Source organism: Alteromonas sp. CH_MED4-4 (assembly GCF_037029575.1).
In the GTDB taxonomy this organism is placed as follows: domain Bacteria; phylum Pseudomonadota; class Gammaproteobacteria; order Enterobacterales; family Alteromonadaceae; genus Alteromonas; species Alteromonas macleodii.
In genome coordinates this window covers 152,926-173,652 of the sequence record NZ_JAYMEU010000002.1, presented here as the reverse complement: position 1 = coordinate 173,652, position 20,727 = coordinate 152,926, and the positions used below count along the sequence as shown (strand labels likewise).

Annotated in this window: 21 protein-coding genes; 4 read left to right on the top strand and 17 right to left on the bottom strand. The window is 44.2% G+C overall.

The features are described 5' to 3' along the window. Nucleotides 1-19: 19 nt before the first annotated feature. The 3 genes from WA381_RS02280 to WA381_RS02270 all read right to left on the bottom strand — a co-directional run bounded on the left by WA381_RS02280 (nt 20) and on the right by WA381_RS02270 (nt 4,033). On the bottom strand, nt 20-859 hold the full coding sequence (locus WA381_RS02280; RefSeq protein ID WP_156086053.1) for a flagellin N-terminal helical domain-containing protein: 840 nt from the start codon (nt 857-859) through the stop codon (nt 20-22). Between the two features lie 772 nt (nt 860-1,631). Beyond that, nucleotides 1,632-2,480, bottom strand: a complete 849-nt coding sequence (locus WA381_RS02275; RefSeq protein ID WP_014975883.1) for a flagellin N-terminal helical domain-containing protein — start codon at nt 2,478-2,480, stop codon at nt 1,632-1,634. A 707-nt stretch (nt 2,481-3,187) separates the two neighbouring features. Further along, nucleotides 3,188-4,033: a flagellin N-terminal helical domain-containing protein gene (locus WA381_RS02270; protein WP_156086052.1), complete on the bottom strand. Its 846-nt coding sequence runs from the start codon at nt 4,031-4,033 to the stop codon at nt 3,188-3,190. Nucleotides 4,034-4,272: 239 nt separating this feature from the next. On the opposite strand from WA381_RS02270, the gene WA381_RS02265 reads away from it, so the two are divergent. Continuing rightward, nucleotides 4,273-5,247, top strand: coding sequence for a hypothetical protein (locus WA381_RS02265; protein ID WP_156086051.1), 975 nt, complete (start codon nt 4,273-4,275; stop codon nt 5,245-5,247). 6 nt (nt 5,248-5,253) lie between these two features. Here the strand turns inward: WA381_RS02265 and flgL are convergent, their stop codons facing one another. From flgL to WA381_RS02200, 13 genes are all read right to left on the bottom strand, one after another. Further along, nucleotides 5,254-6,477 carry a flagellar hook-associated protein FlgL gene (flgL, locus tag WA381_RS02260; protein ID WP_075176129.1) on the bottom strand — a complete coding sequence of 408 codons (1,224 nt, stop codon included), beginning with the start codon at nt 6,475-6,477 and terminating at the stop codon, nt 5,254-5,256. 7 nt (nt 6,478-6,484) lie between these two features. Beyond that, nucleotides 6,485-8,527, bottom strand: coding sequence for a flagellar hook-associated protein FlgK (gene flgK / locus WA381_RS02255; RefSeq protein ID WP_156086050.1), 2,043 nt, complete (start codon nt 8,525-8,527; stop codon nt 6,485-6,487). Nucleotides 8,528-8,543: 16 nt separating this feature from the next. Next, a complete protein-coding gene (flgJ, locus tag WA381_RS02250; RefSeq protein WP_014975878.1) occupies nt 8,544-9,494 on the bottom strand; it encodes a flagellar assembly peptidoglycan hydrolase FlgJ in 951 nt (316 codons plus the stop codon). Between the two features lie 58 nt (nt 9,495-9,552). Next, entirely contained in the window at nt 9,553-10,665 is a 1,113-nt protein-coding gene (locus tag WA381_RS02245) for a flagellar basal body P-ring protein FlgI (RefSeq protein WP_156086049.1), read from the bottom strand. 22 nt (nt 10,666-10,687) lie between these two features. Next, entirely contained in the window at nt 10,688-11,368 is a 681-nt protein-coding gene (gene flgH, locus WA381_RS02240) for a flagellar basal body L-ring protein FlgH (protein ID WP_014948599.1), read from the bottom strand. 11 nt (nt 11,369-11,379) lie between these two features. Continuing rightward, nucleotides 11,380-12,168: a flagellar basal-body rod protein FlgG gene (gene flgG / locus WA381_RS02235; RefSeq protein ID WP_014948598.1), complete on the bottom strand. Its 789-nt coding sequence runs from the start codon at nt 12,166-12,168 to the stop codon at nt 11,380-11,382. Nucleotides 12,169-12,214: 46 nt separating this feature from the next. Continuing rightward, nucleotides 12,215-12,958 (bottom strand): flagellar basal body rod protein FlgF, encoded by a 744-nt coding sequence (locus WA381_RS02230; protein WP_014948597.1) that lies wholly within the window; start codon nt 12,956-12,958, stop codon nt 12,215-12,217. Nucleotides 12,959-13,182: 224 nt separating this feature from the next. Then, on the bottom strand, nt 13,183-14,568 hold the full coding sequence (gene flgE / locus WA381_RS02225; RefSeq protein ID WP_156086048.1) for a flagellar hook protein FlgE: 1,386 nt from the start codon (nt 14,566-14,568) through the stop codon (nt 13,183-13,185). Between the two features lie 14 nt (nt 14,569-14,582). Continuing rightward, complete coding sequence (gene flgD, locus WA381_RS02220) at nt 14,583-15,269, bottom strand: flagellar hook assembly protein FlgD (RefSeq protein ID WP_012517628.1); 687 nt, start codon at nt 15,267-15,269, stop codon at nt 14,583-14,585. A gap of 31 nt (nt 15,270-15,300) precedes the next feature. Next, entirely contained in the window at nt 15,301-15,723 is a 423-nt protein-coding gene (gene flgC / locus WA381_RS02215; RefSeq protein WP_012517627.1) for a flagellar basal body rod protein FlgC, read from the bottom strand. A gap of 2 nt (nt 15,724-15,725) precedes the next feature. Then, nucleotides 15,726-16,160, bottom strand: a complete 435-nt coding sequence (gene flgB / locus WA381_RS02210) for a flagellar basal body rod protein FlgB (protein ID WP_061094427.1) — start codon at nt 16,158-16,160, stop codon at nt 15,726-15,728. 202 nt (nt 16,161-16,362) lie between these two features. After that, nucleotides 16,363-17,193: a CheR family methyltransferase gene (locus WA381_RS02205; protein ID WP_156086047.1), complete on the bottom strand. Its 831-nt coding sequence runs from the start codon at nt 17,191-17,193 to the stop codon at nt 16,363-16,365. Between the two features lie 15 nt (nt 17,194-17,208). Beyond that, entirely contained in the window at nt 17,209-18,138 is a 930-nt protein-coding gene (locus WA381_RS02200) for a chemotaxis protein CheV (protein ID WP_014948591.1), read from the bottom strand. A gap of 277 nt (nt 18,139-18,415) precedes the next feature. On the opposite strand from WA381_RS02200, the gene flgA reads away from it, so the two are divergent. From flgA to flgN, 3 genes are all read left to right on the top strand, one after another. Beyond that, a complete protein-coding gene (gene flgA / locus WA381_RS02195; RefSeq protein WP_014948590.1) occupies nt 18,416-19,132 on the top strand; it encodes a flagellar basal body P-ring formation chaperone FlgA in 717 nt (238 codons plus the stop codon). Nucleotides 19,133-19,234: 102 nt separating this feature from the next. After that, complete coding sequence (gene flgM, locus WA381_RS02190; RefSeq protein ID WP_014948589.1) at nt 19,235-19,564, top strand: flagellar biosynthesis anti-sigma factor FlgM; 330 nt, start codon at nt 19,235-19,237, stop codon at nt 19,562-19,564. A 39-nt stretch (nt 19,565-19,603) separates the two neighbouring features. Beyond that, nucleotides 19,604-20,035 carry a flagellar export chaperone FlgN gene (gene flgN, locus WA381_RS02185; RefSeq protein ID WP_156086046.1) on the top strand — a complete coding sequence of 144 codons (432 nt, stop codon included), beginning with the start codon at nt 19,604-19,606 and terminating at the stop codon, nt 20,033-20,035. 145 nt (nt 20,036-20,180) lie between these two features. Here flgN and WA381_RS02180 read toward each other — a convergent pair whose 3' ends face one another. Continuing rightward, nucleotides 20,181-20,666: an LPP20 family lipoprotein gene (locus WA381_RS02180; RefSeq protein ID WP_014978560.1), complete on the bottom strand. Its 486-nt coding sequence runs from the start codon at nt 20,664-20,666 to the stop codon at nt 20,181-20,183. Nucleotides 20,667-20,727 lie beyond the last annotated feature (61 nt).

The following is a 20,727-nucleotide window of genomic DNA, read 5'->3' as shown; positions in this document are numbered from 1 at the left end:
GGCTAAATTGTATTATAGCTTATCCAAGCAACGATAGCGCAGTTTGTGGACGCTGATTAGCCTGGCTCAGAACGGAAACAGATGCTTGTTGAATAATTTGGTTACGCGTTAGTTCAGCCGTTTCCGCAGCAAAGTCCGTATCTCTGATTTGAGAGCGAGCCGCTGACAGGTTTTCGCTAATGTTACTAAGGTTACGGATAGTCGATTGGAATCTATTTTGAAGCGCACCTAAATCGGCACGAACGCCCCCAACACCAGATATTGCAGCATCAACCGCACTTAATAACGCAGCAGCACCTGACGCAGTCACAACGCTATCACCATCTATACCAAGACCAGCTGTGCTGAACCCTGTGATTGAGCCTAGGTTACCGGTTGAAAGGTTTACTGAAATCGTTTGACCTGCGTTAGCACCCACTAGGAATGACGCTGAAAAATTACCATCTAAGATGTTTACGTTTCCAAACTGAGTATCCGTTGCGGTACGAGAAATTTCAGTTCTTAGCGCTGATACTTCTTTTTGAAGCGCCAAACGGTCAGCAGAAGAGTTGATGCCGTTTTGCGATTGAATTGATAGCTGACGAATACGCTGTAGGCTCGTAGTAATCTCACTGATCGCACCTTCAGCTGTTTGTGCTAAAGAAATAGCATCGTTCGCGTTGCGTACTGCTTGGTTCAAGCCTTCAACTTGCGACGTAAGTCTGTCAGAAATTTGAAGACCTGCAGCATCATCTGCGGCACTGTTAATTCTAAAACCTGAAGACAATCTTTCGAACGACGTGTTAAGACGATCATTTACGTCAAAAAGCTGACGTTGTGCGTTGATCGAAGACACATTTGTGTTAACGAATAAACTCATTGGAATACCTCCTAGGGACTCGTCGACCAATGTGGTACGATCAAATCCTTCCAGTTCAAATTAGCTTGGTCACTACTCCGAGCTAACGCCTCTGTTAAAAGTAAAGTAAATTACCCCTCAACTATTGGTATCGGCCAACCCTTTAGGTTCTTTAGTTTTTTTTTCGTTTTTTTATTTTTTTTCGAAGCAAAAAGGTAAGCCTCTGAATTAGTTGACAAATAAATTTATAAAAATTTAAAAAGATCACGTTTATTCGGTTGATTTATCGAGCAATGATTAAAACGAGTTAAAACGTTCAAGACGGTTTGTCTTTTTCGCAACAAAGCGGCAGTACCTACTTCTCATACGCAAGACAGAATCAGCTTATTTATTGAACAGGAAAGAATTGGAATGTAAGTGCTACTGTATGTCTCATCAATAAGACAGGCGGAAATCTTTTACTCTAAATTTAAAATTGGCATTGATGCTGCATGGTATATTTTGAGCAAATTGTCGTGCTCTGCAATTTGTTTGAAATTGGCGGGATGTTTCGGTATTACTAAAAAAAGGCCGAGACTATCTAATCTCGGCCAATTTGCTCACGTTAGGAGATTGAGCAAATTCAGTTTCTGTCGGCTGGCAGGTATTTAGTAGGATAAACTGGCCTCTCAACCAACACTTCTACACTCTCAGTCCTGTTAGTCGACGCTTTCTCAAAGGGGCGGCCTTACGGCCGCTATCCTTTTTCAGGGGATGGCCTCTCAACTCCTTCCCAAATTCAAGCGTCTTTTAATTAACCACCTAGTAGTGAAAGTGCAGCCTGTGGACGCTGGTTAGCCTGTGCCAGGATAGTAGTACTAGCTTGCTGTAAAATCTGGTTGCGGCTTAGTTCTGCCGTTTCGGTGGCAAAGTCTGCATCTTTGATTCGCGATCTTGCCGCTGATACGTTCTCTGAGATATTGCTCAGGTTTCTAATCGTAGATTGGAATCTGTTTTGAATAGCACCCAAATCTGCGCGAAGGCCACCAATTGCAGAGATTGCTGCATCTACATCATCAAGAAGAGCAGACGCACCTGCTGCAGTCAAAACGTCGGCAGATATAATTCCAAGCCCTGTAGCACTGAAGCCGTTAACCCCTGCTGCGGTTAATGCTTGAGTTGATAAGTTCACTGAAATTGTTTGTCCAGAGTTTGCGCCTACCAAAAAGCTAGCAGAGAACACACCTGAAAGAATACTAACCCCAGCAAACTCAGTTGTTGTTGCGATACGTGAAATTTCAGTTCTCAATGCAGAAACTTCTTTTTGCAGCGCCGCTCGGTCAGCTGAGCTATTAATACCGTTCTGCGATTGAATCGCCAACGTACGAATACGTTGTAGAGCAGTGGTAGTTTCAGCCATCGCACCTTCAGCAGTTTGTGCTAGTGAAATACCGTCGTTAGCATTTCGTACCGCTTGATCCAAACCTTGAATTTGCGAGGTCATACGGTCAGTAATTTGCAGTCCCGCGGCATCGTCTGCAGCACTGTTAATTCTAAAACCAGATGAAAGACGTTCAAACGCGGTGCTCAAGTTATTACCGGTAGTGAACAATTGACGTTGTGCATTCAAAGATGACACGTTGGTATTAACAAATAGACTCATGGGTCTCTCCTAACAGTTTCGAGTGTTGCGCTATTGGTTTTATTATTTGCGCGATTAGTTTAAATATTTGGCATAGCCTGTGCTTTGAATTACATGTCAGTTTAATCTGACGTTTCATTGGCACACTACCAATGGAACTTGCTAAGTAGAGAAGTTACTTCTCTTTGCTGGTCGGTGGGTTTGGTGTTCCAGAACCTCAAACCTCTCACTACCTCCTGGCTCTATTCTCGCCGGTCAGCAGCTCTAACCATTCATCAGCAAACTCCATTTTTTATCGACCTTTACTTGAATTTACTTTAGTAATTTTTTCAAATAATTTTATTCGATTTAACGCACTGTTTTTCCTAACTTTTAAATACAGTTAATTTAAAAAAACTTGTATTCAAACTGTGCTTTTTACGCTCTTAAACATAAGATTTAGAAGCGTAGAGAAAAGAAACATGGTTTATCTCCCCTTTGTAATAGTTATCGTCAAAGATCGAATTTTACTTTAGGTATTTTTTGCTAATTTTTAGAAAAACGGCGGATATAAATTAAAAATCTATATATTCCAAAGTGTTAGAGGGTAGTTTTACGTGCACGAATAGTGTAAATGAGGGGAATAACGCGTTTTAAAGGTCGGTATATTAGAAAAGCTGGTCTTCAAAAGACCAGCTTTGAACGCACGTGAACTAGAGCACTACCTCCTGACTTCACGTTAATGGCGATTAGCCTAGAAGCTGTAAAGCAGCCTGAGGACGCTGGTTAGCCTGAGATAATACAGTAGTACTTGCCTGCTGAATGATCTGGTTACGCGTCAAGTTAGCGGTTTCCGTAGCAAAATCTGTATCTTTAATCTGTGAACGTGCAGCCGACACGTTTTCAGAGATATTGCTTAGGTTACGAATAGTTGACTGGAAGCGGTTTTGCAAAGCACCCAAATCAGCTCGTAAGCTACCAATAGCAGAAATCGCGCTGTCTACGTTATCAAGAATTGACGATGCTGCGCTCGCTGTAAGAACATCACCAGTGCCAATACCAAGACCTGACGGACCAAAACCTGAAACACCCGCAGCGGTTAAAGTAGGTGTAGACAAATTAACTGAAATTGTTTGACCCGCATTAGCACCTACTAGGAACGAAGCAGAGAATGTACCTGATAGAATGCTTACACCGGCAAACTCAGTAGTTGTGGCGACACGCGAAATTTCTGTACGTAGTGCAGATACTTCTTTCTGAAGCGCTGCGCGGTCTGCAGAACTGTTGATACCGTTTTGTGATTGAATAGCTAGAGTACGAATACGTTGAAGTGCTGTTGTTGTCTCAGACAACGCGCCTTCAGCAGTTTGCGACAATGAAATCGCATCGTTAGCGTTACGAACGGCTTGGTTTAGACCTTCGATTTGTGAGGTCATACGATCGGTAATCTGAAGACCTGCAGCATCATCAGCAGCGCTGTTGATACGGAAGCCTGAAGATAAACGTTCAAATGAAGTACTCAAAGAATTACTAACATCAAATAGCTGACGCTGGGCATTCAATGAGGATACATTGGTATTAACGAACATAGACATAAAGTCTCTCCTACACTCTCAGTCCAGCGTGCGCTGGCTGTCGGGATTTCCGACGTTTTGTTTTAGTAGTCATCAAGACCTGAGGGGTAATTGATGAACTGGCTCTCTCAGAAACTGTATCGACAACATATAAATTCTCTTTAGAAAAAATTACGATATTTGCCGATTAGCGGTAATATATTGCCGCTCGACGAGACAAGAACTTTCAGTAACCATCAGATTTTTAAAGGAGATTTCAATTGAAACAAAAACTTCAAATAGTTGAAATTAGTCGTGTATCACCACCTGCAGTTCATGCAGCCTTTACTGATTTGATGGAGAATCCCTTCGACAAAAGTAGCAGTTCACTGCTGTGCTGCTATCGCCAAGCAACAGATCATGTGAGCAGAGATGGCGCTATTGTTATCCTTACTTTGCGTAAAGAAACGTTAGAGGTGATCAACAAAGTGTTGATTAAAGAGCTCGGTACCGATTTAAGAGATCCTAAATTGATGTACGACGGTCAAAGAGCAATAGTAACGGCCTACGCTAAGACAATTGATGAAAATGAACAAGCACATACTAAGATGCTAAGTGTTCTCTCCACAACTGGACAATCTTGGTCTAGCAAACACTGGTTCGGCGATGATGGCTGGTGGATATGGAAGCCGCAATGGATAAACAATAAGGCATTCGGCTTTGCTTATCACCGCCCCGCTGATTACATTTCGCTTTACGAAGGCGACCCCACCCGCGCAATGCGCGTCCACAAACCAAACGTTTTCGGTCTTGCTAAAAATAACAAGGGATTCCCAAATGAAAGCGCCCTCTTGTTTGACCACGACGGTGAAGCAACAGTATTTTTAAGACGAGATGCCGATACATTTTCTGCTCAATTTGGCACATCTACGCCTCCCTATACAAAGTGGTTCTGGCATGACTTGGGAATTTATATTGGTGGGCCTTGTGCCATAGCGCTCACTAAAACAACATTCCTTGTTGCTGGTCGGCATGTGAACTGGGTCACCAGAGAGTTTTCGACACGACTTTGGCATTTCGATAAGACAAATAAAACACTAACCGAAATACTAACAATGCCCAGTAGCGGTGATACGAGTTATCCGGGCCTGATATTAGATAATGATCTACTCTACATGTCTTACTATTCAAGCCATATAGATAATCAGGCTAGGGTCTATGTAGCCAAAATTGGTGGGGTTAAATCGTTATTTTAACCCCGACTAAATGTAGTTAAATAAGGAAAGGTTGGAAATTTGCGGAAATGTTGCCAGTGCCGCACTTAACGCGGTTTCCTGTTTCGCAAATTCAGTCGATGCTTCAGCGTAGTCAACATCTTGAATTGAAGAGCGCTGGGCTTTCGCTGCAATTTCCATGTCTAGGTTACTTTCATAAGTACTTTCTGCGATATTCAAGCGACTTCCCAAGGAAGCGCGCTCTAGAGATATTTTCTCTAGGCCGTTATCCAGACCTACCAATGCATCGGCGATAGCATCCTGTAGCGCTCCATGATTAATTGAAGTGTCTGATAGTAAAGACTGCACTTCATGGATTGTTTGAGCCATGCTTTTTTTCTCAGGTTGATCTAGAGAAAAACTGATCGAGTCGCCTGGTGACGCAACGGCTTCAAATTGCATACCTTTCAGCGTAAAGGGCTCTCCTGAGGTGTAGCCTACCGTTTCAATAACTGCACCACTGTTTTGATTAACAAGCTGAGCCTGACCTGTTCCGAGAAAATCAACCCTAAAGTCGTTGTTTGTTAGGTTAGCATTATCATAATTATTATTAAAAAAGGTATCGAAAGTACCTTGCTCCTTAATTGTCGCTCCCTCTAACGAAGTTACCGTATTCGCTGTTACTGAAAAGTTGAAACGAGATAGTACGTTCTCAAAAACTTCATACCCGTTACTGGTAGACTGAATCTTCGAGCTATTTGAAAGCTGAATGAAGTTTACGCCAGCATCGCCTGAAAAGGATATTGCATTACCTCCCGAAGCAGGGTTAAAAGTAAATGCTTGATTGCCAGATTGATAACCTGCGTACAGGTAATTTCCATCTGCATCCTGCGTGTTCATCAAATCAAATATTTCGAGCTTAATTTGCTCTAACTCTGACCCGATAGCTCGTTTGTCAGGATCATCCAAAATACCATTTCCCGCCTGAACGATTAATGTTCTAGCACGGTTAACCGAATTGGTAATATTCGTCAATACAGCTTCCTGCTGTTCGAGCGAACCTGTTACTAGATCATTGTTGCGCTGAAATTGGGTTAGCTCATCGATTTCTTCGGTTAAACGTAATACTTTTGCCGCACCAACGGGGTCGTCACTTGGAGTGATAATGCGTTTTCCAGAAGCTAGCTGCTCTTGAGTCTTTGCCAAATCGCCCTGATTTTGCATAATCGAGCGCATGTTTTGATCATAAATTTGATTCGTTGATATACGCATAACTCACCTACCTTGCTGACTGCAAAATGGTATTAAACAATTCTTGCGCCGTAGACAAAATTCGCGCTGCGGCAGCATAGCTCTGTTGATACTTTATTAAATTTGCGGCTTCTTCGTCTAAGCTAACGCCAGAGACAGACTCAAACCAATTCTGCGATTGAACCTTCATGGCTTCCGCTGAAGCAAGTGTTACTTTTGCCATCGAGGCATCTTCACCAATTCGGCCAACCATAGATGCATAAGCATCTTGGAAGGTACGTGGTGTATTCGTTGCCTCACTGCTCACTTGCACGGTATTTTCGTTTTGAATTGCAGCTAAATTAAGCGCATTACTGTTATCGTTAAAGCCATCTGTATTATAGCTGATCGAGAAGCTATCCCCAGCTTTTGGCACGCCATCCAAGCTCAAATCAAAGCCTGGATCTGGGCTTATTCCCGCTTGACTAATGAGGTTAGTTAAATCAGTTGTGCCAGTTACTGTAGCTAAAACATTACCGCTTCCATCTACAACGTCGTATGTATCTGCGGCCGTAAAGTTAATTTGAGCTGGCGCTGAATTTAACAGCTCACCCGCTCCGTCAAAAGCAGAAGCGCCGACTTCTGTGTTAGATACCGTAACGTCAATAACATTTGCGCTTCCCAAATTTGTATTATTTGCTCCCGCTCTCACCGGGCTTGCAAACGCCAAATCTTCAGGGCGATTTGTCTCTAGTGTAATCTTAGACGCGATATCTTTAGTTGGCTGAATGAGAAACTCATTACCCACGGTATAGGGATCGGTTCCTGAGAAATCAACTTCAATACCACCGGGCAATTCATTAAACCCAGCTGTAACCGCGTAATTGGAATAGATAATATCATTGCCAGAAGCGTCTTTTTTCGGTGTGCCATCTGCATTTAATAGCGTAATTTCTATTTGGCTAGGCACGCCCGCAGTTACTGCCGTAACCTCAATTTTGTAGTCAGCATCCGTTAGCTCTGCACCTTTACCTTCGGTAATCTGGGCAGTTACAACATAGTCACCATTGGTATCGCTATATGCTAATCCGCGAAACGAAGGTATATCGAAAATATTGCTACCAAGTTGACCGTCTAAGTCCATCCCCAATTTATTTTGCGTATTCATTGCATCGGCGAATGCTACTGATAGCTGACCAACATCCCGCATTGCAGGGCCTAAAATTTCGTTTCTGTACCCGAATAAACCGCCAAGTGCGCCACCTAAATCATCTTCCACTATACGTATTGAGGCATCAGCTTTTGTCTGTGAGCCAAAGTTTGTTTCTAGTTTAAGCTGCTTGAACGTTAAGTCAGCATTGGTATTCAGTTCAAATAAATTAAATGCGCCATTTTCTAATACCAATGACTCACCAGAAGTCAGATTAATTGTTACCGCTCCATTTTGCGTGGTGCTTTCTTTAACTGTTATCCCCATGATTGAAGCGAGCTCGTCTATCGCTTGATCTCTCTCATTAAGCAATGCGCTAGGCTGGTCGCTAGTATTGTTGCCATTGGCAATAACAATATTGCGGTTTAGATCGCCAATGTTGCCAATCAAGGTGTTCGCTCGGTTCACCATCGACGTGAACTCTAGGTTTAGTTCTTCTTCTTTCTCCAACATATAATCAGAAAGTGTCTTCATTCGTTGGTACAAAGACTCAGATTTTCCTAACACTTGGTCGCGAGACGCCAGGTTAGTAGGATCGTCAGCAGCTGTTTGCAACGCGGCGAAGTACTCGCTCAATCCTTGGGAGATTGAGTTAGCCTCACTCGCTAGTAGATTGTCAATGGCCGCTGTTTTACTAGAGAATGCCTCAAGCTCGCCGACAGAAGTAATGTCCCTGCGCAATTGATTTTGAGCAAATACGTTGATGATACGTTCGGTATTGCCGATCTCTACACCGAAGACTTGGCTGTTTTGAAGCTCAGTGCGCTCGCGAACATAGCCTGGCGTGTTGACGTTGGCAATATTGTTACTGGTCGTTTGTAATAGCTTACTACTGGCGTTAACACCACTGGTGGCTAATGAGAATAAATCGACAGAACTCACAATGTAATCTCCAATGCTATGGCATTAACGTGCTGAGACGATCGCTGTTATACACTGCCATTATCTTGCGCGCGTATTCAGGGTCGGTAGCGTAGCCCGCTTCTTGAAGCGCATGGGTATAGCGCGCTGCGTCAGAAGCATTCTCGACAGCATGGCTGTAGCGAGGCTGTGATGTGATAAAGCGTCCATAGTCTTCCATTGCGTCTTCTACTGACGAGTAGGACCTAAAAGCAGCCTTTTGTTTTTGCGGTAGTCCATTGTTAAATTCCAACGTGTCGACTACAGCCTGCTCTCCTTGCCATCCCTTATTTGCTTTGATGCCAAATAAGTTGTGCGAGCTTTCCCCATCCGCTTTATGGATAACAAATTTGCCCCACCCGGTTTCAACCGCGGCTTGGGAAATTATTGCTTTAGGATCCATTCCGTATTTTGCTGCCACTTTCTCAGCTATTGGCATTAGGCTCTCTACAAACTGCTCGGGACTTTCGAACATGGCATCTTTTTGTGCTGACTGGCTGCGAATAGACTGTGAAGAGAGGGCAATATCCTGCGCCTCAGTTACGTTGTACACACGGTTTCTGTTAAGTGATGATAAGTCTCCGTCACTTCTGATTACACTGGCAGGCGTATAGCTATCCTCAGTTTGACCTAACTGTTTAACAATGACATCAGCGAGACCTAAACCGCCACCGGAAGTGAGGTCTGTCGCTAGCTGTTGGTCGTGCATATCACGATAAAACTTAACTTGCTGTGAATTAAATGGGCTATTTTCGTCAGCAAGGGCATCTTGTGCTTTACGCATTGATTTCAACATCATTTGCACAAATATCGCTTCAAACTGCTGGGCAGCTTCTTGCAATACCGTCTCGTCGCCCGACGCAATGGCTTCACGCATTTTGTTTATGCTGCCCATATCGTGGACATTGCGAGCCATATCAAGCTGACTTTTTGTGCTAAGTGATTCCATCGTGCTTATTCCGCTGTGACTTTATTTTACTAACGTCTCGTAAATGCTCTTTCTCGTTTTAAATAATAACGAGCTCTCCACGCAATGCGCCTGCTTGACGTAATGCTTCCAAAATTGCCATTAAATCGCCCGGCGCAGCGCCCACCTCATTTACCGCGCGCACAAGCTGGTCCAGAGTAACGCCTGGCTCAAACTTAAACATGCGGCTATCTGCCAAATCGACATCAACAATCGACTGAGTGGTAACGGCAGTCTGCCCTTCACCAAACGCGTTAGGTTGAGAAACTTGCTGATTTTCAGAGATGGTCACCGTTAGCCCGCCGTGAGTAATTGCTGCTGGTAACAAGCGAACGTCACTGCCAATAACAATGGTGCCTGTTCGGCTGTTTATTACCACCCGCGCTGGCGCATCAGCTGGTGTAAATTCGAAGTTTTCTAAGGTAGCCAAAAAGCCCACGCGCTGACCGACATCTCGCGGGGCCGACACGCGAACAGACGCTGCATCAATGGGCCTAGCAATAACATAGCCATTTTCGGGCTGTGCACCTAAGCGCTCGTTGATCGTATCTGCAAGCGACTTAGCCGTTGAGAAATCTGGATAATGGAGGTTAAGCGTTAACGTGTCGCCATTGGCAAAGCCTGTTGGTACAGATTGCTCTACCATCGCACCGTTTGGAATTCTGCCTACCGTTGGCGTATTAACGACAATACGAGAGCCATCACCGCCTTGTGCGCCAAAGCCACTTACGACTAAGCTGCCTTGCGCTACAGCGTAGACTTTACCGTCAACACCGCGAAGAAACGTCTGGAGCAGCGTTCCGCCTTGAAGACTGGCCGCCTCGCCAACTGAAGAAACCGTAATATCAATGGTTTGTCCTGGTTTTGCAAAAGCAGGCAGGTCGGCGTGTACCGCCACTGCGGCCACGTTTCTTATTTTTGGCTTGGTGTTAGCGTCAAGACTGATACCAAAGTTACGCAGCATGGTTCTGAAACTTTGTTCGGTAAACGGGCTTTGTTCACCCGTTCCAGGCAAACCTACAACAAGACCATATCCCACTAACTGGTTACTACGTACGCCTTGAATACTCGCTACATCTTTAATGCGCTGCGCACCTGCCTGTAAAGATAAAAGCATTGTGAAAACGGCTAATACTACTGAAAACAAACGCATGTTCACTCTCCTATCCTAAAACCTAAAGAGGCCACCAAGCAGAATCAAAGAACTTGGTTAACCAACCCTTTTCTTGTGCTCGCGCAAAACTTCCCGTACCCGAATATTGGATACGCGCATTTGCAACCTTAGTGGACACGATTTCATTCTCGGGGCTAATGTCTGCCGGACGAATAATGCCGGTAAGACGGATATATTCATCGCCCTGATTCAGGGTTAGCCACTTTTCGCCACGAATAACAAGGTTGCTGTTAGGAAGTACGTCGACCACGGTAACGGAGATAGCACCGTTTAAGCTGTTGCTTTGGTTAGCAGTGGCATCACCGGAGAAATCTCGGGATGAACTTATTCCTAATTGTACGGACTCTCCGCCAATATTTATCGCTTGGCCAGCAAGCCCGGTAATAGGGTTAAGATTGACGTTTGAATCTTTCGCTGTGCTAGTGTCGGCTGATTTGCTCGCTTGGGTATTCTCGCTTAACGTTACAGTGATGATGTCACCGACTCTTCTTGCAGTAACGTCAGAATATAAGTTGTTAGCAAGCTGCGAACGAAAAAGCGAGCCATCTTCTACTACCGTTTCACGCGGGTAATCTGGCACTACCGGTGCAAACGACGGGTCGTTTGCCTGAACGGGAGGCTCGTTTGTACTGGCGCAACCGCCAAGTATCAGAAGTGCAGCAGATAAACCTAAAATACGCATGACGCTACCTACTAAAGTTGCTGAATAACCTGACCAAGCATTTGGTCGACCGATGAGATAACCTTTGAGTTCATCTCATACAAGCGCTGGCTTTCGATAAGGTTTACTAACTCTTCGGTCACGTTGACGTTAGACGTTTCCAACGTGCCTTGTGATATATAACCCAAACCTTGAAGCCCAGGGATACCTTGGATAGGTGCACCGCTTGATGCCGTCTCTACATAAAGGTTCTGTCCCGTTGGCTGAAGACCAGTAGGATTCACAAAGTCAGAGATATTCAATTGACCTAAAACCTGTGGCTCTGCTTGTCCTCGGATACTTACGCTTATTTCACCATCTTGCGAGATGGTGATTTGTTGCGCATCTTCGGGAATAGCCACTTCAGGCTGAAGCAAAAAACCCGCGCCCGAAGTAACAATTTGGCCTTGGTCGTTCAGTGAAAACTGACCATTTCTTGAATATGCAATGGTGCCGTCTGGCTGCAATATTTCAAAGTAACCACGACCCTGAATTGACATATCAAGCGCGTTTTCAGTGGTTAACAGGTTACCCTGCGTATGTGCTTTTTGAGTAGCAACGACCTTCGAGCCTGAACCAAGCATAAGCCCAGAAGGTAGCTCTGTGTCAGCAGACGAACGACCGCCTGGCTGATTGATATTCTGATAAAGCAAATCTTCAAACACCGCGCGGTCTTTTTTAAAGCCCACTGTTGATGCGTTTGCTAGGTTGTTAGACACCACTGCCACATCGGTCTGTGCGGCGTCTAGTCCGGTTTTACTTATCCACAATGCTGGATGCATGTTAACCTCCGACGTTGCTCATAGGGCAACGGTGATAAAAATTATTTTAAAGGATGCGTAGTAGCTGATTACCGCGAGTATCAAGCTCTTCTGCTTGCTTCATCATTTTGACTTGAAGCTCGTAGTGACGCTGCAGGCTTATCATGTCCACCATTTCGTCAACCGCATTGACGTTAGAACCTTCAAGCATGCCCGACATTACTTTTACGTTGGCGTTGGCTGGCGCTATTGAGCCATCTTCCATTCTGAATAAGCCGTCGTTCCCACGTTCCATATCTGCATAGTTTGGGCTAACTAATTTAAGTCGTCCCACTTCTTCAATAACATTGGCAGGGGCACCTAACTGTCTCATTGACAACGTGCCATCGGCGGCAATATTGAGATTATCTAAAGGAACAGGAAGGAATATTGGCCCATTGTCACCAAGCACGACGCGATCGTGGATATCTGTCAAAATTCCGTCATCGCCCAACTTGAAATTTCCATCACGCGAGTACGCTTCTTGACCATTTTGATCTTGTACAGCGAACCAACCATCACCTTGAATGGCTACGTCTAAATCGCGGTCTGTTTTAATCATCGGACCCGACTCGTAATTATTCGACGGGCTTTCTGTCATGGAAAACACGCGAGTCGGCAAACCTTCGCCGTAGGCCGGCATTGACCTTGCCTGCTCTAACTGCGCTCGGAATCCCGTTGTCTGTGCATTAGCCAAGTTATTGGCCCTAATCCCTGTTCCTAGTAGGTCTTGGGAGGCGCCACTTGCTGAAATATAGAGAAGTTTGTCCATGACTGACTTTTGACTCTGATTAAACCTTAAACAAGATTTTGCAAAGGCAGTGCCAATCTGTGGATATTTAGTGCAATTGAAAAATAAGGGTGGTATTAATTTGATATATAAAGAAAAATAAAAAGGTCGCATTGTTGCGACCTTTCTAAACTGGGTCAAATAACAGCGGTATCACGCGCCTGAAATTTGCCGCTTAGCCTTCTTTAAAAGTGACTATTTATAAACTATCGGATATTAAGGATAGTCTGGTTTAATGAGTTGTTCACTTCAAGCGCACGCGAGTTTGCCTGGAAGTTACGCTGGGCGATAATCATGTCGATGAGCTCAGTGGTAAGGTTAACGTTAGCTTGTTCTAGCGCCGAAGAGTTAATTTCGCCGAAAGTACCAGTTGTTGCTTCACCCGCTAGTGCCTCACCTGAAAGAATACTTTCCTTCCACTGAGTACTGCTCTCCTGAGTTAGACCTTGTTCATTAGAAAAGCGAACCAAAGCGACTCGAACAATAGGTTCAGACGTACCATTAGAGAACGTCGCTCGAACCAAGCCATCCGGACCAATGTCGATACCTGTTAATCGACCTACAGGTAAACCGTCTTGTTCTAGTGAAGTAACTTCAAACGCAGAGGCGAACTGAGTCGGCTCATTAGGCGTCGCGTTATTAACATCGAGGTTAAAATCTATGCTTATTTGCTGCGTAGGATCTGAGCCATTAGCAAGTATACCTGCGCCTAACGCTTCTGTTTGCATTTTGAAATCAAGTGTAGGTAGGCCATCAGGCGTTTCCATGCCAGCAAAATCACCACCTTGAGAGAAGATAAGTTTAGATGCTGTTACGGCGTTACCAGTGTTACCACCGACACTATTTACTGCTGTTGCTGGGTCTGTGTCATTACCCGCTGAATCTGTCATATCAACTAGCGTGTCATCGATTGCAGTAGCAACATACCACTCATTATCAACACCCGGTGAAGCATCCTTTATGAAGTAATAGGTCATTACGTGGCTATCACCTAACGAATCGTAAACGGTTACCGATGTTGCCGCGTTGTAGGTAAGTGGATCTTCAGGGTCAAAATCTTGTGGATCTAGGGCTGCATCACCAGCAGGCAAGTTCATTCGAATGTCAACTTCTGTAGTTTGTGCGGGAGAACCCGAAGAGTCTGGAATACGCACTGGCTCAGTAGTACTAAGTGCTACCGAGGCACTTGTACCATCAGAGTTAACGGGGAAACCCAATAAGTTATCGCCGTTACTGTTAACCACGAAATTGTCGCTATCTAACTTGAACTGACCCGCACGTGTGAACGAGAAGTCGCGAGACGTAATTTCAGGTACTGTCGCAAAGAAGCCATTACCCGTGATCGCCAAATCAAGCGAGGTGTTGGTAAACTGAAGGCTACCTTGAGAAAATTGCTGAGCAACTTCTTGAGTGAGTACACCGTCACCTACTTTAGTTTTACCACCTGAAAGCAGTGATGCCGCATAAACATCGCCAAATTCAGCGCGAGATTCTTTAAAGCCAACTGTATTTACGTTTGCGATGTTGTTGGCGGTTACATCCAAATCTTTTTGTGCGGCTGATACGCCACTCAGTGCAATATTAAAAGACATTATTGATTCTCCTACTAACTGCCGATTTGAATGACGTCATCAAGATTGATACTGACATCACCATCCAAATTCAAAATTACGCCTTGACCACTACCAGCCAAGCTTACACTTCCAACATGGCGATTAACGGCGGTATTCAGCTGAACACCTTCTCCATTCAACTCGCCAGTGGCACTGATAACATATTCACCCGGTGCCATCTGGTTGCCATGCTTATCTTTGCCATCCCATTCAAACTCAATGTTGCCAGCGCTTTGTGTGCCTGCATCAATGGTTTTTATGACTTCACCAAACTGGTTCTCAATAGTGATCGTCATATTCTGAACTGTTTTTTCATTCACGATGACACCCGAAATGCCATCGCCTTCATTGGCCATATAACCCACGTTACCTTGAACCAGCACGTTTTGCCCGATAAGACTAGAAGCTTGTAACGCTTGATTCGATGTCATTGAAGCTGCAAACGACTCAAACTTTTCGTTAAGCTGGGAAATACCGTCGGCCATCGTAAATGATGTCATCTGCGCTACCATTTGATCGTTATCAACGGGTGCAGTGGGATCCTGATTGGCTAACTGCTCAGTTAACATTGAGAAGAAATCTTCCTGGGTTAACTGCTGCTCGGTGCCGTCAGCTATTTTGACGGTTTCCTCTTGCCAATACAGATCAGTATTTAAGCCAGTATTGTTTATGGTATTCACTGAGTAATCCTCACATTATTCAAGCGGCAAGTTACTGCCCTTGACCTAGCTGCAGTACGCGACGGAAAATACGCTTTGTGGTGTCCGCAACCTGCACGTTAGTTTCATACGCTTTAGACGCTGACATCATATTCGCCATCTCTTCCACAATGTTCACGTTGGGTTTATAGATGTAGCCGTTTTCATCTGCCATCGGGTTGTTAGGTGAATACTCCACTTGCAAAGGGGCATCACTTTCTACAATCCCCTTTACTTGAACACCTGCACCTTTTGACTGATCGCGCATTGCATCTTGCAACGCCGTAGCGAAGACTGGATGGCGAGCTCGGTATGTTTCGTCATAGCTGCTGCTAACCGAGTTAGCGTTGGCAATATTACTTGCCGTTGTATTAAGACGTACATTCTCCGCCTCCATACCCGTACTCGAAATTTGCATTACATTAAATAAACTCATGACTACTGACCTCCTGAGCTAAGCGCTTTTTTCATGCCTTTAATTTTTCCGTTCAAAAATTCTAGGCTGGCTTGGTAGCGCAATCCATTGTCTAAAAACCGATTTCTTTCCGCTTGAACTTCAACCGTATTACCGTCGCCAGTGTCTGGTTGTGTTGGGATGCGGTATTGCATGTCAAAGTTTGCCGCTACTGACGTAGAATTGCCGCTTAAGTGGCGATCATTTGTCCGCACCATTCCTGAAGAAGCGTGATTGGCTGTACCACCTGATGCTTCTCGCATAGCCGACTGCATTGCTTTATTGAAATCAATGTCCCGCGCTTTATAACCAGGCGTATTTGCGTTCGCTAGATTTCCAGAAATCACTTCCATACGCTCTGTGCGTATAGTGAGTGCTGACTCATTAAAGCCAACCAGCTTATCTAGGTTAATAGCCATAACATGACCTCTGACATACTAAAAATTTGTTTCGTGGTGACAATGTAAGCGGACAATTAAATATCGAATCTTGCCGTTTTACTGTCGTTTGTAGAAATAGTTAGCAAGGCAAATGCCATAATGAGATTTTGACGGAGGGTGTAAGTCAAAAGTGTCGACCTGATCATAAAAAAAGTATTAGTTATCAGGCCGATAAGTTAGATCATTTTTTTTGATAGTAAAGGCCAGGGTGGCACTTAACCATACTGTAAATTTCACTCGCAGCACTTATAGACTCCGACGCGCCAAGGAAAAGCACACCTTGAGGCTGCAGCTGTCCGGCAATTTGTTGCAGGATGCGTTGTTTTACTTCGGCCGAGAAATAAATTAAAACATTACGGCAAAAAACGATATCAAAGCGGCCAAGTGCTGCATAGCTCGAAAGTAAATTTAGACTTCTAAAGCTTACCATCCGACGAACGTCGGGTTTTACCTGCATAAGCCCGCTATCATTTTGCTGGAAAAAGGCCTGTCTCCTTTGCGGGGACAATCCCCTTGCAAGGGACAGTTCGTCATAAATACCTAACTCACACTTTTGCAGCATTTCTGACGATAAATCTGTAGCAACAATTTCAACACCCGCTCTTAATGCACCTGGCCTTTGGCGCTGATATTCAAGTACAGACATCGCAATAGAATAAGGCTCTTGTCCAGACGAACAAGCGGCACTCCATATGCGAAGCTTCTGATTTTTTGCCGATAGTGTTGGTAGTAACTCTTTTACAAGTAAATCGAAGGGATAGTTGTCTCGAAACCACAACGTTTCGTTTGTGGTCATTGCGTCAATAACGTTCTGTAGTAAAGTTCTGTCGAACCCTTTCACAACCACGTCAATCAGTTCGTCAGCAGACTCATACTTATGCTTATAGAGTAATGAAGCTAAACGGCTGCGCACCAGGTATTGTTTATTATCACCTAATACTATGCCGCATTGCTTTTCCAAAAACTCTCTAAACTTGAGGTAACTTGCTGGCGAAACGTCTTTATTAGCCAATCCAATCTTGCTCCGTTATTCGCACTCAGTCATTAGCCACTTTTGTACCGCGGTAGCAAGTTCATCGGGGTGGAATTTCGCGATAAAGTCATCAGCCCCTACTTTCTGCACCATAGCTTGGTTGAAGACACCACTGAGCGACGTATGCAATACAACATGAAGCTTTTGAAGTTCAGGCGTATTCTTAATTTCGGCGGTTAGTGTATAGCCGTCCATTTCTGGCATCTCGATATCTGAGACCAGCACGCCTACACGGTTCGTTACATCGCCATACTCTTCCGCAATTTCTTTAAGCCTGTTTAATGCTTCAAGACCGTTTTTAGCTAGCTCAATTTCTAAGCCTAGTGAAGTTAGGGCCTTTTTAACTTGGTTTCTCGCTACCGCAGAGTCATCTGCAATAAAGATAATTTTATTCTCTTGGCCTTCGGTTGTCAGACCTTCTGCCACCTCTGAACTTACTTCGGCATTCAACGGAGAAATTTCATTTAAAATTTTCTCAACGTCTAGAATTTCAATAAGTTCATTTTCAACTTCAGTCACCGCCGTTAAATAGCTTGCTCTGCCGGTGCCTTGAGGTGGCGGCATGATCGCATCCCAATTGGTGTTGATAATACGCTCTACGGCACCCACCAAAAAGCCCTGAACTGAACGGTTATATTCCGCAATAACAATAAAGGCATTAGAGAGATCTTCAATTTTACGGCCGCGTGTTGCCATACTTAAATCAATGACCGATATGGTTTGACCACGGATGTGCGCCACACCACGAACCAACGGGTTTAATTTCGGCATTGCTGTTAGCGGAGGACACTGAAGCACTTCCCGCACTTTAAAAACGTTAATTCCAAAGCGTTGGCGGCCGTTCAGTCTAAACAGCAGCAACTCTAAGCGATTCTGCCCAACAAGCTGCGTGCGCTGGTTTACTGAATCTAAAATCCCCGACATAGGTCACCTCTAAGTAATACTGGGCATGATCATTGCCTCTTATGATAAAGATAGACAATATCACTAAATTTTTGCAGGTCAAACGACAGAAAAATGACACTAAATAGCATTTTTCAGTCTTTAGTAGGGTTTATACCTTAACTTAGTCAATGATCCTGCGTTGACGCTCGTGCTTGTAAACCTTATGGATTTACTTTGGCTGTTATTTATTTGCACTAAGCAAACCGGCCGTATTAAGCATAGTCAATAACTTGTAAACTGAACACGAAAAGTCATGATGAAAAATATGAACGCCAAAACGCGCCTTACATTCACACGATTACTGTCATTGACCGTTTTCAGTGTGCTTTCTATGAACTGCTTGGCGACACAAACCAATCACAAACAGGTTGAAGAAGGCGCAAAACAATACCTAATAACTCAACTTGCTGATAATACGCAGGATACTAGCATTGATGTGTCTATTGTGAAGATAGACGATAGGATAAATATTCCTGACTGCCCAACTGGGTTCGAATACAATGCGTCGCAAGAAGCGCTGAGCCAATCGTATATATCAGTTAGAGTGAGCTGTAGAAATAATGAATGGTACCTTTTTACCAGCGGGCAAGTAACGCGTACCAAAGAAATTGTTGTCACTCAAGGCGCAATAAGTCCAGGAACCGTACTGACATCATCGAATCTCTCTCTGGCAAAAGTTGATGTAAGACGATTACGCCATACCGCATTTACTGAGCTAGAAGCACTTATTGGGGCTAGAATAAAACGCCGAGTGACTGACGGACAAGCTATACAGTCAAATATGCTATGCTTTGTGTGCAAAGGCGACAGAATTACCATAACTGCTGAGGTAGCAGGTATGGAAGTGAAAACAGCCGGAATCGCTCAGCAAGACGGTGTTGTTGGTGACAATATTAAGGTAATTAATGCCAGTAGCCAAAAGGCGGTGATAGCAAGAGTCGCAAGCCCTGAAGAAGTCGTGATACACTTATAAACGAGGCAGCGAATATCTACTTTTTTGTTCACAATTTAGCTAAAGAAATTAGCCAAAAGGCCGATACACTTTACAGAGGCGAAAAAGTAGTGAGGACTAATTATGGCAATTAACAATATAAACAATGGGTTACCGAAAACACCCGTTGATAATGGAAAGGTTGCGCAGCAAAACCAAACGCAGCAATCTCCACAGCAGGCATCAACACAGGCTGCGCAAACCGCATCAGTTCCGCGTCAGGATTCTGTATCGTTGACGCAATCTGCTCAGCAGCTCAACCAGGTTCAGAAGAAAGGTTCGGAAGCGCCTGTGAACCAAGATAAAGTCGATCGCCTTAAGCGAGCGATTCAAAGTGGCGAGTATAAAGTTAATCCTGAAGTGCTTGCCAACAAGATTGCAAAACTAGAAGGTGAGATTTTTGGCGCTAAATAGTGAGCGACAAAACTCGTAACTAATAAGAAGAGAGCTAACGTGACTGAACAAGCAAGCCAATTGACACAAGCACTAATAAAGCAAGTGGAGCAACTGTCTTCACTTGCCGTATTGCTTGAAAAAGAATTGCAACTTATCAGTTCGCGAGACGCAGAATCTTTAATGAACTTATTAGACGAAAAGACAGCACTGTTAACGTCTATTCAGGCTCTCGATGGAAGCATTGAGCGCACAATTAGCGATCAAGGCTCAATGTCAGAAGAAGATGAAGCATTAATGACTAATGCAAAGAAACTTCTGGACGATTGCAAATACCACACACAGGTCAATCAAAAAGCCGTAGAGCAAGGACAGCTACGCCTCACACACTTACGTAACTTGATGATGGAAGTTCGTGCCAAAGAATCGCTCACCTATGACAAAAAAGGAAAGCCGAAAGGCGGGACTTTAGGGTCGGGAGTGAGCGCCTAATTTTTTGCGATTTCAGTAACCCCCACTCAGCGAGCTTTAACTATTAAGCCTTAACCGGTAAAAGTAAATTATATCTCTGTGAATTTGCGCATGTTTTAAGACTTCACGATACAGCCACTTGCGCAAACTCCCCTTTCGCTAACGTTTAATAATACTTAACATCCTTTACTCGGCGCGGTTTTGCGGTCGACAGATATATATCGTAAACCTGCTGCATATCTAAAGCGAGTTCGGTGACGTATGTATCTTCACCTACCGGATAGGCTTTTACGACTTCAGCGCCTCTAATGACCCCCTCTACAGATGCTCGCAATGTTTCGCTATCTATAACCAAGTGAGACAGAGACTGATTGCCTTCAATTTTTTGACCATAGACTTGTTCAGTGAGCTCTCGGTATGCATCTAATTTTGACGCTTTCATCGCCATTATAAGCTTCATGCTGTCGCTTTCGCCATGCTGAGAAGAAATCGGCGCATAGCCTACCGCCTTGAGCACGGGATAGCTTTCTGGTTCTATTGTTTCCCACTCAACGTGTTTATCAATAATGCCGCATCCACCAGTGCTTATTGTTAAACCAAGAAAGCAAGACAGCAGCAGCGATTTTGATTTATGTATTTTTTTCAAGCACATAGTTTCATTTCCAAATTACATTATTAATAAAATCAAATGTGTAGTTACGCTGCTCTCGTCG